Source organism: Thermodesulfobacteriota bacterium (assembly GCA_031082315.1).
GTDB lineage: Bacteria > Desulfobacterota > QYQD01 > QYQD01 > QYQD01 > QYQD01.
Map to the genome: position 1 here is coordinate 19,644 of JAVHLC010000007.1, position 15,709 is coordinate 35,352.

Annotated in this window: 14 protein-coding genes and 2 riboswitches; of the genes, 3 read left to right on the forward strand and 11 right to left on the reverse strand. The window is 48.8% G+C overall.

Annotated elements, in window-relative coordinates; all coding sequences use genetic code 11:
• Positions 1–18: 18 nt before the first annotated feature.
• The 3 genes from RDU59_07595 to thiC form a co-directional block, all read right to left on the reverse strand.
• The gene (locus RDU59_07595; GenBank protein ID MDQ7838341.1) at positions 19–792 is read right to left on the reverse strand and encodes a ComF family protein; all 774 of its coding nucleotides are present in this window, start codon (positions 790–792) and stop codon (positions 19–21) included.
• The gene (gene icd / locus RDU59_07600; protein ID MDQ7838342.1) at positions 750–1,976 is read right to left on the reverse strand and encodes an isocitrate dehydrogenase (NADP(+)); all 1,227 of its coding nucleotides are present in this window, start codon (positions 1,974–1,976) and stop codon (positions 750–752) included. Before icd ends, RDU59_07595 begins: the two co-directional genes overlap by 43 nt.
• Positions 1,977–2,324: 348 nt before the next feature.
• A complete protein-coding gene (gene thiC / locus RDU59_07605) occupies positions 2,325–3,635 on the reverse strand; it encodes a phosphomethylpyrimidine synthase ThiC (GenBank protein ID MDQ7838343.1) in 1,311 nt (436 codons plus the stop codon).
• Between the two features lie 212 nt (positions 3,636–3,847).
• Positions 3,848–4,043, reverse strand: a riboswitch (cobalamin riboswitch).
• Between the two features lie 589 nt (positions 4,044–4,632).
• On the opposite strand from thiC, the gene RDU59_07610 reads away from it, so the two are divergent.
• The 3 genes from RDU59_07610 to RDU59_07620 all read left to right on the forward strand — a co-directional run bounded on the left by RDU59_07610 (position 4,633) and on the right by RDU59_07620 (position 6,913).
• Entirely contained in the window at positions 4,633–5,004 is a 372-nt protein-coding gene (locus RDU59_07610; protein MDQ7838344.1) for a nucleotidyltransferase domain-containing protein, read from the forward strand.
• A 39-nt stretch (positions 5,005–5,043) separates the two neighbouring features.
• Positions 5,044–5,928: a hypothetical protein gene (locus RDU59_07615; GenBank protein ID MDQ7838345.1), complete on the forward strand. Its 885-nt coding sequence runs from the start codon at positions 5,044–5,046 to the stop codon at positions 5,926–5,928.
• Between the two features lie 85 nt (positions 5,929–6,013).
• Complete coding sequence (locus RDU59_07620) at positions 6,014–6,913, forward strand: hypothetical protein (GenBank protein ID MDQ7838346.1); 900 nt, start codon at positions 6,014–6,016, stop codon at positions 6,911–6,913.
• Between the two features lie 134 nt (positions 6,914–7,047).
• On the opposite strand, the gene RDU59_07625 is transcribed toward RDU59_07620, so the two are convergent.
• The 8 genes from RDU59_07625 to cobD form a co-directional block, all read right to left on the reverse strand.
• Positions 7,048–7,740, reverse strand: coding sequence for a diphthine--ammonia ligase (locus RDU59_07625; protein MDQ7838347.1), 693 nt, complete (start codon positions 7,738–7,740; stop codon positions 7,048–7,050).
• Positions 7,737–8,534 carry an ABC transporter ATP-binding protein gene (locus RDU59_07630; GenBank protein ID MDQ7838348.1) on the reverse strand — a complete coding sequence of 266 codons (798 nt, stop codon included), beginning with the start codon at positions 8,532–8,534 and terminating at the stop codon, positions 7,737–7,739. The genes RDU59_07625 and RDU59_07630 overlap by 4 nt, the downstream gene beginning before the upstream one ends.
• A 1-nt stretch (position 8,535) precedes the next feature.
• Entirely contained in the window at positions 8,536–9,540 is a 1,005-nt protein-coding gene (locus tag RDU59_07635; protein MDQ7838349.1) for an iron ABC transporter permease, read from the reverse strand.
• A gap of 3 nt (positions 9,541–9,543) precedes the next feature.
• The gene (locus RDU59_07640; protein ID MDQ7838350.1) at positions 9,544–10,461 is read right to left on the reverse strand and encodes an ABC transporter substrate-binding protein; all 918 of its coding nucleotides are present in this window, start codon (positions 10,459–10,461) and stop codon (positions 9,544–9,546) included.
• A gap of 46 nt (positions 10,462–10,507) precedes the next feature.
• Positions 10,508–12,376 (reverse strand): TonB-dependent receptor, encoded by a 1,869-nt coding sequence (locus RDU59_07645; protein ID MDQ7838351.1) that lies wholly within the window; start codon positions 12,374–12,376, stop codon positions 10,508–10,510.
• Between the two features lie 29 nt (positions 12,377–12,405).
• A riboswitch (cobalamin riboswitch) is annotated at positions 12,406–12,613 on the reverse strand.
• 12 nt (positions 12,614–12,625) lie between these two features.
• Positions 12,626–13,552: a cobalamin-binding protein gene (locus tag RDU59_07650; GenBank protein MDQ7838352.1), complete on the reverse strand. Its 927-nt coding sequence runs from the start codon at positions 13,550–13,552 to the stop codon at positions 12,626–12,628.
• A gap of 46 nt (positions 13,553–13,598) precedes the next feature.
• A complete protein-coding gene (cbiB, locus tag RDU59_07655; GenBank protein ID MDQ7838353.1) occupies positions 13,599–14,537 on the reverse strand; it encodes an adenosylcobinamide-phosphate synthase CbiB in 939 nt (312 codons plus the stop codon).
• Positions 14,527–15,615, reverse strand: a complete 1,089-nt coding sequence (gene cobD, locus RDU59_07660; protein ID MDQ7838354.1) for a threonine-phosphate decarboxylase CobD — start codon at positions 15,613–15,615, stop codon at positions 14,527–14,529. Before cobD ends, cbiB begins: the two co-directional genes overlap by 11 nt.
• Positions 15,616–15,709: the final 94 nt, after the last annotated feature.

The following is a 15,709-nucleotide window of genomic DNA, read 5'->3' on the forward strand; positions in this document are numbered from 1 at the left end:
CAACGGTGAACGGTTACCTTATTGTGCTATGGCGCGGGCCAGGGTCAGGACCGAAACTTTCCCTGCCCCGGCTTCTTTAAGTACCCGGGCGCATTCATTTACCGTGGCGCCGGTGGTAAAGACATCGTCGCAGAGAAGGATATTTTTGCCCCGAACCTTATCCGGCCGTTTCACGGCAAAGGCCCCTTTTATGTTTTTCCGGCGCTCGCGGTGTTTGAAATTTGTCTGGGGCTCTGTGTGCCTGTGGCGAACCAGGGTCGTAAAGTCTATTTTTTTCTCTTTTTCTTTCCCGGCCCATTCTCTTAGAAGGAGCAGTGTCTGATTAAAACCCCGTTGCCGAAGTCTCCTTACGTGAAGGGGCACGGGTACGAAGAGGTCAAACTGATCCAGGTTAAAAGGCCCATCCCCACTTTTTAATCCGGCGAGGGTTCGGGCATGGATAATCTTTTTCCCGAATTTGAATCGGTGGACGGCCTCAAGTATAGGCCCGTCATAAAAGGTGACAGCCCGGGCCTTATCAAAGTGATAGGGCTCGTTGAGACAGGTATGGCAAAGGTGTTCCGGCTGCCCTTTCGCCGCAAAAGGCCTTCCGCATACAGGGCATGTCGGGCTGTGAATGAACTTGATGCCACTCATGCACTTGGGGCAAAAAAGTACCTCCGGCCGGCCGGGTAAGGGGGCGCTGCAAAGCAGGCAGGACGCGGGGAAGAAAAGCTGTCCTATAGCCGAAAGGAGCAGCCTTATGCCTGCTAAGCCAGGTTTTCTATGACTGCATTGCCAAACTCTGAGCATTTAAGTTCAACGGCCCCGGGTATCTGCCTGGCCAGATCGTAAGTTACCCTTTTTTGCGAGATGGTTTTCTGGATGCCCTTGTAGAGCAGTTCGGTGACTTCTTTCCAGCCCAGGTGTTCAAACATCATTCCACCGGCCAGAATGAGGGCGCTGGGGTTGACCTTGTCCTGGCCTGAATATTTCGGCGCTGTGCCGTGTATGGGTTCAAAGAGGGCGTAACCATCGCCGATGTTGGCGCTGGGGGCCAGCCCCAGACCTCCGACCTGCGCGGCCAGGGCATCCGATAGGTAATCGCCGATCAAATTTGGTGTGGCGATAACGCTGTATTCCTCAGGCCGCAGCAAGACCTGCTGGAACATGGCATCCGCTATGCGGTCTTTTATAATGACCTTATCCTGGGGGGGCTTACCGCCATATTGGTCAGAGACCTCTTTCTCGGTGATAGTGGCCTCCGGGAATTCTTCCCTGGCCAGTTCATATCCCCAGAGGCGAAAGGCCCCGTCGGTAAATTTCATGATGTTTCCCTTGTGTACCAGGGTAACGCTGTTTTTTTTATTTTCCAGGGCGTATTCTATGGCCTTTCGAACCAGGCGTTTGGTCCCGCTCCGGCTGATATGCTTTATGCCGATCCCTGAATCCGGCGGAATATGTTTACCCTTGGTCTCCCTGATAAATGAGATTACCTTGGACGCCTCCGGCGTTCCTTCCTCCCATTCTATGCCTGTATAGAGGTCTTCCATATTCTCCCGGAAGATGATCATGTCCACCTTTTCCGGCTCTTTCACCGGGCTGGGCAGTCCGTGGAAATATCGGGAGGGCCGGATGCAGGCATACAATTGAAGTTCATGCCGCAGGGCCACGTTCAGGCTGCGGATGCCTTTTCCCACGGGCGTGGAAAGCGGGCCTTTTATGGCTATCCGGCAGTCGCGAATGGTGTTGAGGGTCTCCATTGGCAGCCATGCGTTTTTTTGCGCGAACGCCTTTTCTCCGGCTAACACCTCCTGCCAGAAAACCTTGCGCTTTCCGCCGTAGGCCTTGCCTATAGCCGCATCCCAAACGCGGACGGCGGCCGCCCATATATCAGGGCCGATGCCGTCCCCTTCGACATAAGGGATTATGGGATAATCCGGCGCCTGGATTTTACCGTCAGCAGATAGAGTGATCTTTGCCGGTTGGTTGGTCATGAAACGTAACTCCTTAATCTTTAAAAACTGGCCTCAAAATCTATTATAAAAACGGACATTCGTCAACAGCAAATAAGTCCAAAAACGACCGCCTAAAATAATCTGTTGCTGTATCACAGTCCGCCTGCGACGGGCTCCTGCTAATTTAGCTGTCAGCATTCAGCCATCAGCCATCAGCGTAAGACGTGAGAAGTGAGACATTAGACGTGGGAACTCAGAATCCAGAAGAATCCAGAATAAAACCATTCTGACTTCCGACTTCTGAATTCTAGATTCTGACTGCTGACCGCTGATAGCTGATGGCCGATCGCTGCTTCGCAATAGAAGGACTTTTACGAAGGCGTCAATCTATAACTTGTCACTTTTTTCCAACGTCCCGGCAAATATCCGGCTTGCCCCTTTATTGGCACAAAATTCTCCGCACATGGTACATGTAGCGTTGTCACGGGGCAGACGGTCTTTCCGGATCGTTCGGGCGATCTCCGGAAACAGCATGGAGCGAAATTGGCCTTCCCAGTCCATATCGCGCCTGGCCTTGCTGACCTCCATATCCCGTTTTGTTGCTCGCGCGCCATGTTTAATGGTGTCACCAATGTAGGCAGCTACCCTGGCCGCCCGTACTCCTTCAATTACATCAGCCTTGTTGGGTAAGGCCAGGTGTTCGGCCGGGGTGATGTAACAGATGAGGTCAGCGCCATAGCGGGCAGACTGGGCGGCTCCGATAGCCGCCACTATGTGATCATAGCCGGCAGCCACGTCACAGGGGAGAGGACCCAGCATATAATAGGGGGCTTCATTGCTCATCTTCTTTTGCAGAATTATGTTTGCCTCTATCTCATCCAGCGGCACATGTCCCGGACCTTCCACCATAGTCTGGCAGCCCATCTTTCGTCCAAGCTCGGCCAGCTCACAATTAATGACCAGTTCCGTAATCATGGCCCGGTCACATGAATCATGGATGGCCCCGGCCCGCAGACCATTGCCAAGGGATAAGACCACGTCGTATTTTTTAAGGATATTTACCAGGCGGTCAAATTGGGCATAAAGCGGGTTCTCCCGTTTATTGGCTACCATCCAGGCCACCATGGAGGTGCCGCCCTTGGAGACCAGGCCGCCATAGCGATAGCCCTGTTTTTCCAGCCGTTCCAGGGTGTATAAGTTGATGCCGCAGTGGATGGCCATAAAGGAGATTCCATCGGCACACTGTCTTTCGATTAAATCAAAGAGCATCTCCTCATCCAGTTTGTTCGGGTCTCCATATTTCTCGGCGGCCATACAAAAGGCCTGATAGAGGGGCACGTTTCCTACCGGCAGGCGCACGGCCCGCAAAATCTCCCCCCTGATCTTGTCCAGATCCCCGCCCACGCTGAGTTCCATCAGGGTATCGGCGCCGGCTTCTTCAGCGGCGCGGGCCTTTTCCACCTCTGAGGCAATATCAATAATATCCGTGGAAGTTCCTATGCTGGCATTTATCTTGGTACGAAGGCCCTTTCCAATACCTACTACCTTACAGGGGTGATTTTGATTGGCCGGGATAACAATCTTTCCGGCGGCCACCATCTCACAGACGTACTCTGGAGAGACGCCTTCCTCGCTGGCTACTTCCTTCATCTCCCTGGTAATGATCTTCTTTTTTGCCTGTTCAACCTGCGTTGCCATTAAACTTCCTCCTTTATTGATGAACTTGTAAAAAGTCTTAATCTCGTCACTCCGGCGAAAGCCGGAGTCCAGAACTATTTAAAATTACTGGATTCCGGATCAAGTCCGGAATGACAAAAGAGGGGAAAGCTGACTTTTTACGAGCCCATCTTTATTGAAATAAAAAAATCCCCAAACTCTCTAAATAAGAGCCTGGGGATTTACCATCTCCCGCGAAACTAATCCCTGTCGGCAGGTCTTCTGACTCCCAGATCGTCCTACTTACCGCGCCTTCCCATCCGCCTGCGGCGGGCAGTGGCCTTAAATGCGGCTTTCGTCCCTGGTTACAGCGGTGGGTCCGTTCCCGGTTCTCACGGGATTCCCTATTCTATCCGCCGGAGGCGGATCACCGACAGGGTCTATTCTTTTTAAACATTAAAGCTCCCCGCAGCAAGCTGCGGGGAATCTCCGTATGTAAGGTAAAATGCATCGTATTCGCTCGCTAACCCCGCTGCAAGCAGCAGGGAATGCGCTCGCTATGCATGTTCAGTCGTCAACAGAACGCTTAAGGCTGAATGCTTGCTCAGTATCATGTAACATGATCATGCTCAATGGTCAAGACTTCCCAAATCCATTTAAATTATACTCCTCTCCAGGGCTGTTGGAGATCAATCCAACGGACTCTTCACACCCAGTTTGTTTTTTGTAGCCACTGGTGCTGTCGAGGCCTTTGATATTTTTATCCAGTACATGGCGGAAAAGAAAGAGCATCGCGTTGAAGGCCTGGCTCTGGGTTGAAGAGGAGACTTGCCGTCAATATTCTGACTATTACAGAATTCATGGAAGCGACTTTTTATTTTTATGCAGCGGCTGCATAAAATTGTTCAATATAAGACAGCTACTTTGCCCCTCAAACCCCACAAAACCCCCTTTTTTGCTTGACGCCACTACCTTTTTTCTCTATGACTATGGAAAAAGACAGTCGCCAGCTAAAATGTAATGTAGGTAAGGGAACCATATGGATGAAAATTTGAAACAATCAATTCGTCAATGGGCTTCATCCGTACATTTTAGAATAAGGATATATTTCTATGGTTCTCGCCTCAAAGGTACTGCTAAGCAGGATAGCGACTTTGATCTAGCTATTGAATTTCTTGATCCCTGGATTAATCGCACCCTGACATGGATGGATTATCATGACAAATGGGAATCAAGACTCTATAAAATAACAAATTCTAGAATGCACTTAGAGCTATATGACAATGAAAATGTTCATGTTCGGAAATATGTCAAAGATAAATCTATTATCCTATTTGAATCTCCGGAAGTACCTGAAACCGATGACGAAGACTTTGAAAGAGACCTCGCTGCTTTATTGAAAAAAGATTGAGCTATTAATTGTTATACCAAGACGAAAAGGATTACTGCCATGAAATTCCGGCTGAGAAAACGGAGACTAAAGTTTCGGCAGTTGGGTTACCGGGAGCAAATAATACCAATTGTTGAAAAGGCAATGGCCGACTTCCTCTTAAGAATTTCGATAAATTCTTCATACGTTGCTTTGGGAAGTTACGACATTGCAGCGGAAGGCTTTTATAAACATAGCATTGCTGAATTCTTAGACCAAATCCCAGAACATCTATCCTTTCCGCTTGAGTTTTCACCTTACTTGAAACCTTACGTCTCAGACAAGTTCAGGAATATTATTTATTCGGATAGTCATGAGTTGATCATCGGTTCTTTTTTTAGATACTACTTTACACGGCTTCCAGTCCTCGTCTTTCACGGAAGATACCTTAATTGGCCTAAAGAAAGAGGTGCTTCAGAAGGGAATCTAGAAGGAATTATGTCGTATTCTTTTGCACGTTTCGAAACATATTTCCCCACTGCGGCGAGAAAACTTATGGGAGCTGGCCCTGAAGGCTATGATAGTATTCTTTATCAATATACTGTTGGAAAAGAAATGGCGGATAAGCACAAACTTCAAGACGACAAGATGAAACAATTTCTATATCAAAATGACGAGATCTGGCAGGACATTGTTGAGGTTCTTCCAAAAATGAAGGTTGATGATCAGGGTAAAAAAGAGAGTTGGAATATATTTTCCTTTTTTGAAATGGTGTTTGATAGCAATTTTGGAAGATTTTGGGATAGCTATCTTTCAGACTACATGGACACACTTCGCGATTGGAATATAACAGGCGCATTTGAGGGAGATGACAGACATACTTCTCCCAGCATGGAGTTTTGGGCGGATTTGGAAAAGCGGATAGACAGACACGAATTTATTTTACGGACATCTGAACCCTATTGATAAACAGGTATAACCCGCAAATCCACCGGACGGCTTACAGCCACCGGTGATTTGCAACGTTGTGCTTCAAACATAAAGATACCGAATGAGAAAACCGTTAATAAGAACAAAATACGAATTGGTTTACAAAAGCATCGATGATGCCACACTATGGTTATCTGCTCATGGGCTAAATATCGACCGGACAAGAATTGGAGAATACAAAAGGGTCTTTAAGAAATTTTTAGACAAATATAATTCTGGCAATTTCACGGTCGAAGAACAAAAAGAATTTTTCAGTACTTATGTTAATCTCGTCTATGAAACACAGGAACTTGTCTATATATCTAATGGCCTCTCTAAGTTAATTAACAGCGATCTTGACGAAAGACTAAAAAAATTCATTAAAGGTCCAGTTATAAATACAGCAGAGAACTCTGATAAATCAACAAATCTTGGAAGAAATATCGCATTCGAATTATTGATAGCTTCAAAGCTTTCTTCTTCTGGATTTGAAATTGATTTAGGTACAGAAGCTGATCTTTCAATTATTCACAACAACATTAAAATATTTATTGAATGTAAGCGCCCCCAATATAAGCACCAAATTAATAGCAACATAAAGGGTGCTTTTAGACAATTGAAAAAACGATACAATGAATATGACGGTCAAAAAAATGTTTTGGGGCTTATCGCCCTATCGGTAAGTAAAATATTAAATCCTGATTTAGACATTTTGGTTTCGTCAAATTCATTTTTGATGCATTCATACATCGAAAAAATATTGGATAACTTTCATAATGATCATAAGAAAAAATACTTAAATCCTGGCGATCAGAGAACTATTGGTATGATAGTATATTTTAGTACCCCAGTATCAATTGAGGAAGAAGGAATAGTTGCTCACTCACATTTAATTGATTTTACAAATTGTTGCGATATACACTCAAAGGAGATTGAAATCGTCAGGGAGATTGCTGAAATCGTAGATAAAGGTAGTTCGTAAATCAGTAATTAAAACAGCACAACATTTTTGTTCAGCGGACTCGGTTCCCTCGCCGCTGACAAACCCGTTATGCCGCTTTCCGCCGCGTAGTTTCGCGCAAGGGCAGTCGGGGCGCATTCAGTCAATGTTATGAACTAAGTAACTTCCCATTTCTTGATATTTAAAAAGCAGTGTCTATCCTCCTCGATTATCGCCGTTTCCAAAACCTTCAGCCGGCCTGGCCAGGCCGGCCCGGTGACAACCAAGGTATGAAATTCACCGGATTCACCGCAGGGATCGACCTTATGCGGCAACTCTTTTAGTTTCTGCAGAAAATGGGCATCAATCGGACAGCCCAGCCATTCCTTGCCCAGGATATCGCTGCGGGCGGCGACAATAATAGCCTCAAATCCCCGTCTTATAAACTCGGCCATAAGTTCCCCGGTATCCCTGTCCCAGAGAGGAAAGACCGGGGAAAGTCCTTCTTCTTCCACTACGCGCTCCAGCCACGTCCTGTGCTCCATAAGATAGATGTCCCCGCATATCAGATTTTCGATGCCCTGTTTTTTAAACTGAGCCAGAATCTCTAAGAACGCCTCCTCATAGGCATTTCCCCTGACCTCTTTCTGGATGATAGACATTCCGGCAGCCTGGGCCTGATCACAGATGAGGGCGGTGGGCAGACCGTGGGAGCGGGAGCGGTTGCCGCTATAAAAATTGACGAGTGTAGCCACCTCATAACCCTGTTCCGTAGCTAGCCGCCAGGCCAGACAACTGTCCTTCCCGCCGCTCCAGAGCGCAGCAGCCTTCTTATGGGGTTGTCCGGATGTAATGCGGCAGACGTTCATTGTTGCTCCCTGGATACCAAAAGTACGTGGGGCCTTTTGGTAACCGGATTTTCGTTAACGAGAACCACGGTTTTATAGACTGCTTCGATGGTCTCATAGGTCATAACCTCGGAGGGTGATCCTTCCTCGAAGATGAAGCCGTCTTTAAGCAGGATCAGCCGGTCGCAATACAGGCTGGCCAGGTTCAGGTCGTGGAGGACGACGATCACGGTCATACCTTCCGTGCGATTTAGCCTCTTTATGACATCCAGAATTCTTATTTGATGACCAATGTCTAAGTGAGCGGTCGGCTCGTCTAAAAGAAGAAGTTTGGGTTCCTGGGCCAGGGACTGAGCGAGAAATACGCGCTGTCTTTCTCCGCCGGAAAGCTCAAAAAGTTTCTTGTCTTTGAAATCTTCCGTATCCGTCAGTTCCAGAACCTGACGGATCACATCCCGATCTCTTTTGCCTAATTTCTGGAGGCGCCCGAGATGAGGGAATCTACCCATAGCGACCAGCTCTTCCACACTGAAAGAGAAAGTACTTTCCATACCCTGCGGCATGACGGCTATTTCTTTGGCGATATCCGAGGCAGGTATCCTGGCCGTGTTTTTGCCTTGGTACAGGACTTCACCTTCCCATGGTTTAAGAAATCCGGTTATGACCCGAAAGAGCGTAGTCTTCCCCGAGCCGTTGGGGCCGATGATGCCCAGGAAACAGCCCGGCGGGACGCCAAAAGATATCCCGTCAATAACCTTTCGATCCTGGTATCCGGCGACCAGACCGGCGACCTTAAGCAAGGGAAAGGCATCCATATTAAAATATTTCCCAGCTCTTGGTTTTCAGAATAAAAGAGATAAATACTAGTCCGCCGGCAATGCCGGTAATTACTCCTACCGGTAATTCAAGCGGGGCTATAATTGTCCGGGCGATAATATCACAGAGAGGCAAAAAGATGGCCCCGCCCAGGGCCGAGGCCGGGATAAGTGTTTTATGATTTGGTCCGACCAGGCGGCGCAGGAAATGGGGCACGATAAGGCCGACAAACCCGATCAGGCCGGAGACAGCCACGCAGGCGCCGGTAATGAGAGAGGCGGCCAGGAAGAATATCTTGCGCAGAGACTCGGTGTTTAGACCGAGATAGGTGGCCTTTTCCTCACCGAGGGTGAGGATATTTAATTGTTGGGACATAAGGAGCACGATTCCCATGCCGCAGATTATGGGGAAGGCGGCAACCCTGACCATACCGGTCTCTGTGGTGGATAGATCGCCCATAAGCCAGATTATGGTTCCGTGAACTTTATCGGTATCGGCTACAGAGAGTATCAGGAGGACGAGGGCGGAAAAAAGGAAGCTTAAGATTACGCCACCCAATATCAGGGTGGGAACGGAGAAACGCCGCCGCGCCGCCACCGCATAAGTTAGTGAAAGAGAAAGAAAGGCGCCCAGGAAGGCGGCTAAAGGTAAGGCTATCCGGCCAAAGACACCCGGCAGTCCAAAGACAATGGCCAGCGTGGCACCCAGGGCGGCCCCGCCGGATATGCCCAGGGTGTAGGGTTCAGCCAGGGGATTGCGCAGAAGTCCTTGAAATACACACCCGGCCACGGAGAGTCCGGCGCCGACCAGGACGCCGAGGAAAAATCTGGGCACGCGGAGTTGCCAGACAATGGTAGAGGCGATACTATCCTTTTCCGGCTGGAAGATAGCAGTTACTACTGAGGATAACGAGAGGTTACTCCCGCCGAAGGCCAAGCCTAGTAAGAATGTCCCTATAAAAAGAAGAAAGAGGGCTATAAAGACTTTTGTATGGCGATAAGTCATTTCTTAAAAGACCCCGGCGCCTGGCCTAACGCAGGCAGGATGAAGAAAAGAAGCTACCTTTTCCAGCCCCTGGACAAAGGTAAGAGGAGTGGGTGAGCAGACCGGATGGGCCTCGATTACATATATTCGTCTGTCTTTTACGGCCTTTAATTCTTTATATTTTTGCCAGGAGGCGACTTCCCGGGCCGTGACGTCACCCATAGTGACCAGCACGATCGCCTCCGGATTTTGCCGGAGCACTTCTTCCCGGCTGTAGCGGACATAGCGGGCCGGGGCATTATGCGCTATATTGATTCCTCCAGCCATGGAGAGGAGTTCATCGGCGAAAGTGCCTTTCCCCACGGTGACCAGCGGAGAGGCGCCCACCTCCCAGAAGACCTTTACCGGCCGGGCCTTCTTGAGCCGGATTTTTATAGCCATGATACGTTCGTTTGCCTTCTTTATGACGGATTCGGCGGTCTTTTCCGCCCCCAGGGCCTTGCCCAGGAGGCTTAAATTGCGGCAGATATCGGCAAAGCTCTTCTCCGGGGGTAGGATCAATACCCGTATGCCCAGGGAAGAGAGTTTATCAATATCCGGACGCGGGTTGGTCTCTGTGGCCAGGACTATATCAGGCTGAAGGGAGACGATTTTTTCAACATTCGGCTTGATGATGGTGCCGATCTTGGGTTTCTGTACGGCGCGAGGAGGATACAGACAGAAGGTGGTAACGCCCACAACTTTATCGGCAAGGCCGAGTTGAAAGAGACCCTCGGTGATAGAGGGGGATAGGGAGACGATGCGCTGCGGCAGGCCGCCTCCCCGGGCAACTGCCGGAGAGATGGCCAGGAACATGGCGCAAAAGATCACGCAGAGGAGACACAGGAGAGTGCCTGAATTTCGGATTTCGGATTTCGGATTTCGAATTTTAATATGGTACAACAACTTCCTCCACGTCGGTTAAGAACTAATCAGCAAAATCTCAGGCTTAAAAAGTCGCCTTAATTCCGCCATAAATACCGATACCGGGTTCCCCGTACTGGTATATGGATTGATAGTTTTTATCGGTCAGGTTATCCACCCTTCCGAAGACCTCAAGCCACTGATTAACTTCGTAGGATACCGCCAGATTTACAAGTGTATAAGAATGCATCTCGGCGGTGTTGCCCGTATTTCTATACCGTTTACCCACATATTGAGTATTGAGATTCACGTTCAGCTTTTCCAGCGGCTTGACATTTAAAGAGGCCCCCGCCGTATGCTTCGGCCGGTATATTAAATACTTGCCCTGGTATGTGCTTCCGGGGGTCTCATCTTTCGCCCCGGTGTAGGTGTAATGGGCATCGAGACTCAACCAGGCCAGCGGCTTAAAAGAGGCCGACGTCTCCCAGCCCTTTGTCTTGACCTTACCGACGTTATAATACTTCCAGGTCGTCCAATTCCAGTCAATCAACTGGTCAATCTCAGTTTGGAAGTAGGTCACAGACACCAACACCTTTCTCCCGAACAGTTCCTGGTCTATGCCCACGTCATAGCCCTTGCTCTCCTCCGGCTTCAGGTTGGGATCGCCATAGGATGAGTAGAGTTGATAGAGGGAGGGGGCGCGAAAGCCGGTTCCGTAACTCGTCCTTATCTTAGTCCCGGTTTTTTCATAGAGATAGGCCAGTGCGCCCTTGTAGGTGTCTTCACCGCCAAAGGTCTGATGATCGTCATGGCGCAGGCCAAGGGTAAAAGACAGGCCTTGAAATGGAGTCCACTTGTTCTGGATGAATAGGCTGTTGGTATCCACTTTCTTTTCCGTAATATCCCCCCCGGTGCTCTGGACGTCGCCGCTCTCTTCCTGATAATCGAAACCGGCTGTGATGGTATCCTTATCTTGAATAAAGAAATTATGCTGCCAGGAGGCCAACTTGGTGGTTCCTTTATAGGAGCTGTCAAAGCTCCCGTTTTCAGTATATTCTCTTTTTGTCTCCGTAGTCCCCAGCTTAATGCTATGCTGCCACCATGTAAAGATATCCTGATCAAGGTTTGTAGATAAACTGGTAATGTCTGAATCCTGAGCCTTATCCGCATCAACCCCCGTGTCATCATAGTCCATATTTGACTGAGCATGACGAACAGAAAAACCTGCCCGCACCGTTTCGCTAAGTTGAGCGTCAAGCCGGCCCGAGATATTGGTATCGTGGTAGTAGTCCTGTTCCGTATTTCCCAGGTCTTCATTCGCCTTGGAGATACCTTTAGTATCCAGACGGGATATAAAAGCAGAATAGCTCACCTTATCATTTGCCCCACTGACCCCGAGTTTTTCCCTGAAGGTCTCAAACGAACCTCCCTCGGTTGAAAGGTAAAATCTGGGCTTTTCTTTGCCTTTTTTGGTAATGATATTGATGACGCCTCCGATGGCATCTGATCCATACAACACGCTTTGGGCGCCACGGATAATCTCTATGCGCTCGATATTATCCGTAGAGAGGTGAGAGATACTCATCTTTCCATCGCCGGCCATTGGATCGCCTACCTTTACGCCGTCGATCATAATTAACGTATGTGCATTGTTGGTGCCGCGCAGATATATAGAAGAGTCCCCGCCGAATGAACCATTCTGTCGGATGAAGACACCGGGAACATCTCTTAAGACATCGATAACCGTCTTCTTATCCTTTTTCTGAATCTCCTTCTCTGTGATTACAGTCACCGAATCGGGAGAATATCTTAAGGGTTCTTCCAATCTACTGGCAGTTACTACCACCGCCTCCATTCTTATTGCCCCGGTATCCTCCTGTGCAGCCACCGGAGTGGATAATACCGTAAATAAACATGCAAATGATACAATAACACAGTTTAACAACCTCTTCATTTCCAATTCTCCTTCCTCCCTCGGTCAGGATGTTTTTTAGTCTGTCAGATAAGTCTCCTGGCTTGCAGCTCCCTACCGGCCGCGTCTTCCCGTCCGCCCAGACGGACAGTGGCGTTAAATGCGGCTTTCGTTCTGCCTACAGTTGCGGGGCAGCGCCGGACTTTGACCGGCTTCCTTGATCTGACAGACTTAATGCCTATAAGCTTGTTTTCAGCAATCCGGTATGCGTATTACTATCAATGCATCAGTTTAATTCCCCTTGTTTTTCGATTCGGTAGTTGCCTCATGGGAAAACCGCTCCGGATAAAGGTAGGCTGCAATTTTCTCTATAGTCTCGGCTATCCGTGGGCCTGGGCGACAGATAAGATCACAAGAAATAACGAAGACCTTGCCATTCTTTACTGCGGTTAATTTTTCCCATCCTTCCTGATCCTTTATCTTTTTCCTCAATTTTTCCGGGTTTTTACCAGCAATAATAATGACATCCGGATCCCGTTTAATAAGAGTCTCAATATCAATTTGAAAGAAGTCCTTATTGATATCGCCAAAGACATTTTTCCCGCCGGCAAGACGATAGACGTCCGTCTGGAAAGAATCACCTCCGATTGTTCCCGGTGGATCCAGGCCCATCACCCTGAAGATGGTTGGCCTTCTATCCTCCGGGATATCACTAATCTTTTCCTGGACACGTTGGATTCTTTCTTTTACGCTCTGCCTTAGTTGTTCCGCAATTAATTCTTTCCCTGTAATTCTTCCGATCCTTTCAAAAGACTCCAAAACCTGGTCAACAGTGTGCGGATAAATCCAAAGTACCTTTTGGTTCCTTTTCTCGAGTTCTTCCGCCTCTGATTTTTGAATCGTTCCAAAAGCCAAAACGAGGTCGGGTTTCAAGGCAAGAATCTTGTTTATATCCGGATTGGCAAAACCTCCCACCCTTGGTTTTTTGCTGGCCTCCTCCGGATAATTACAGCGGTCAGTCACTCCAACGATCTTTTCTCCAAGCCCAAGGGCGAAGAGAATCTCCGTGTGGGTGGGAGCTAAAGAGACTATCCTTTGAGGGGATTTTAGGACTTCTGCTTTTCTCCCCAGGGCATTTTCCTGGGCAGAGATGGGCACAGGCAAGACTATAAACATACAACCCAATAATATAACTATACATCTTAACAGATTCTTCATTTTCTAATTACCTCCTATAAGTTAAAATTTGATGTTTGATTCGCTGTCATGTCAACAACCAGACAATAATCATTCCTCCCATCAGGGCCACCAAAGACGTGGCATACAGCAGGTGTATGGCCTGTTTTATGTTTTCTATTTGTCTCGGCCGGAGAGGCTGGCCGATCAATGGACGATTGGTAATCTTGCCCTGGTAGCTATTCCTTCCTCCCAGTTGAATATTCAGGGCCCCGGCAAAGGCGGCCTCCGGGAATCCGGCGTTCGGACTTTCCGCCTTCCGGCCATCGACCAATGCGGTTTTTATAGATTGAATACTATCTTTGCCGGTCAAAAAGGCCGCCAAGGGGATAATAAGTTCGCTCAGGCGGGCGGGAATAGAGTTTGCCATATCGTCCAGCCGGGCCGAAAACCAGCCGAACTTTAGATATCTTTCGTCCTTGTAACCGACCATTGAGTCCAGGGTGTTTATGGCCTTATAGGCCCAAGCCAGCGGGGCGCCACCGATAATGGCATAAAAGAGGGGGGAGATGACGCCATCTACCGTATTTTCAGCTACAGTCTCTACCGTTCCTCGAATGATATTGTCTTTGTCGAGTGTGGCTGTCTCGCGGCTGACGATCTGGCCGAGTTGTCTGCGGGCCTGATTAATGTTGCCTGCTTTAAGGGGGGAATAGACTTTTTTAGCGGCCTGAGCCAGGCTGCGCACGGAAAGGGACATAAAGATAAGAAGGATGGCTATGGCCTTTCCGAGGTAAGGATGAAAAATGCCTGCCAAATGGCAAACAAGCCAGACAAGGCCGTAGGTCAAACCCACAATGGTTATAGTAAGAATAGCTCCTGCCAGTCGCAGGGGAATGGTAGTCTGCCGCAAGTATCTCTCCAGGGCCGTTATGCCCCGGCCAATGGCCCGTACCGGATGCGGGAACCAGACAGGGTCACCAATCAGAATATCCAGGCCGTAGGCGATCATCAGCTCAAAGGCCATTTAGAACCTCTCGAAGGGACGAGATGAGTCGGGCATTTTCTTCTCTGGTACGCACGGCAACACGGATAAAATGCTTATCTAGCCCCTGGTATGTGCTGCAATTCCGGATTAATATGCCCTTACGGGCCATCTCGTCGGTAAGGGCTGCCGGGGCGATTTTCTTGGTGGCTATGCGGCAGAGTATAAAATTGGCGGCAGAAGGGTAGGGGAGTAACCCCGGAGTTTTAGAAAGTTCAGCTATAAGCCATTCTTTTTCCAGATTAAGTTGAACAACAGTTTGTGTTGCGTAGGGGCGGTCCTTAAGGGCCTCGAGGCCGGCTGCTTGTGCCAGGATATTCACCATCCAGGGAGGCTGCATCCGACTGAGCTTTCTGACCAGGGTCTTGCCGCCGACCAGATAACCCAGGCGAAGGCCGGGTAGGGCGTAGAGCTTGGTAAACGAGCGAAGGACGATGATATTAGACGGCCTGGCGGCAAGGTTTACAAAAGAACGCTGTCCGCTGCCATCTACGAAATCGAGAAATGTCTCATCAATGACCAGAACAATTTTATATTTTTTGCAGGCATGGATTATGTTGTAGATGTCAGCCTCGGGCATGAGATAACCCGTAGGGCTATTGGGTGTACAGAGAAAGAGTATGTCCGCCTGGTCTAATCGGCCCAGGATTGTTTCCATGGGCCAGGAGAAGTCTTTATCCGGGCGGGCCTTGATGAACAGACATCTGCCGCCTGCGAGACGAACGGCGTCCTCGTATTCGGTAAAAGTTGGTATGGGGATGAGTGCCTGTTTTGGCGTCAAGACGCGGGTGATAAGATGGATAAGCTCGGTAGAGCCGTTACCGACGAGTAAGTTGTCCGGGTCAATCTCCCAGTATTCGGCGATGGCCTGGCGCAGTTCAAGACAGTCGGAGTCTGGATAGTTGGGCAGGGCATCTATGGATTTTTTGATGACCTCTTTTACGCCCCGGGGCGGGCCAAAGGGACTGATACTGGCGCTAAAGTCAAGGATTGTGGATTTATCCAGACCATAGTTATCCTGGACTTTTCGTATGTTGCCACCGTGAACTGGCCTGGTCACATCTCCTCCATAAAAACAAAAAGCCCTTAAATCCCACTAGTTGGACTTAAGGGCTGCACCCGCTTGACTTCACCCTTCTTTTCCGCGAAGAAAA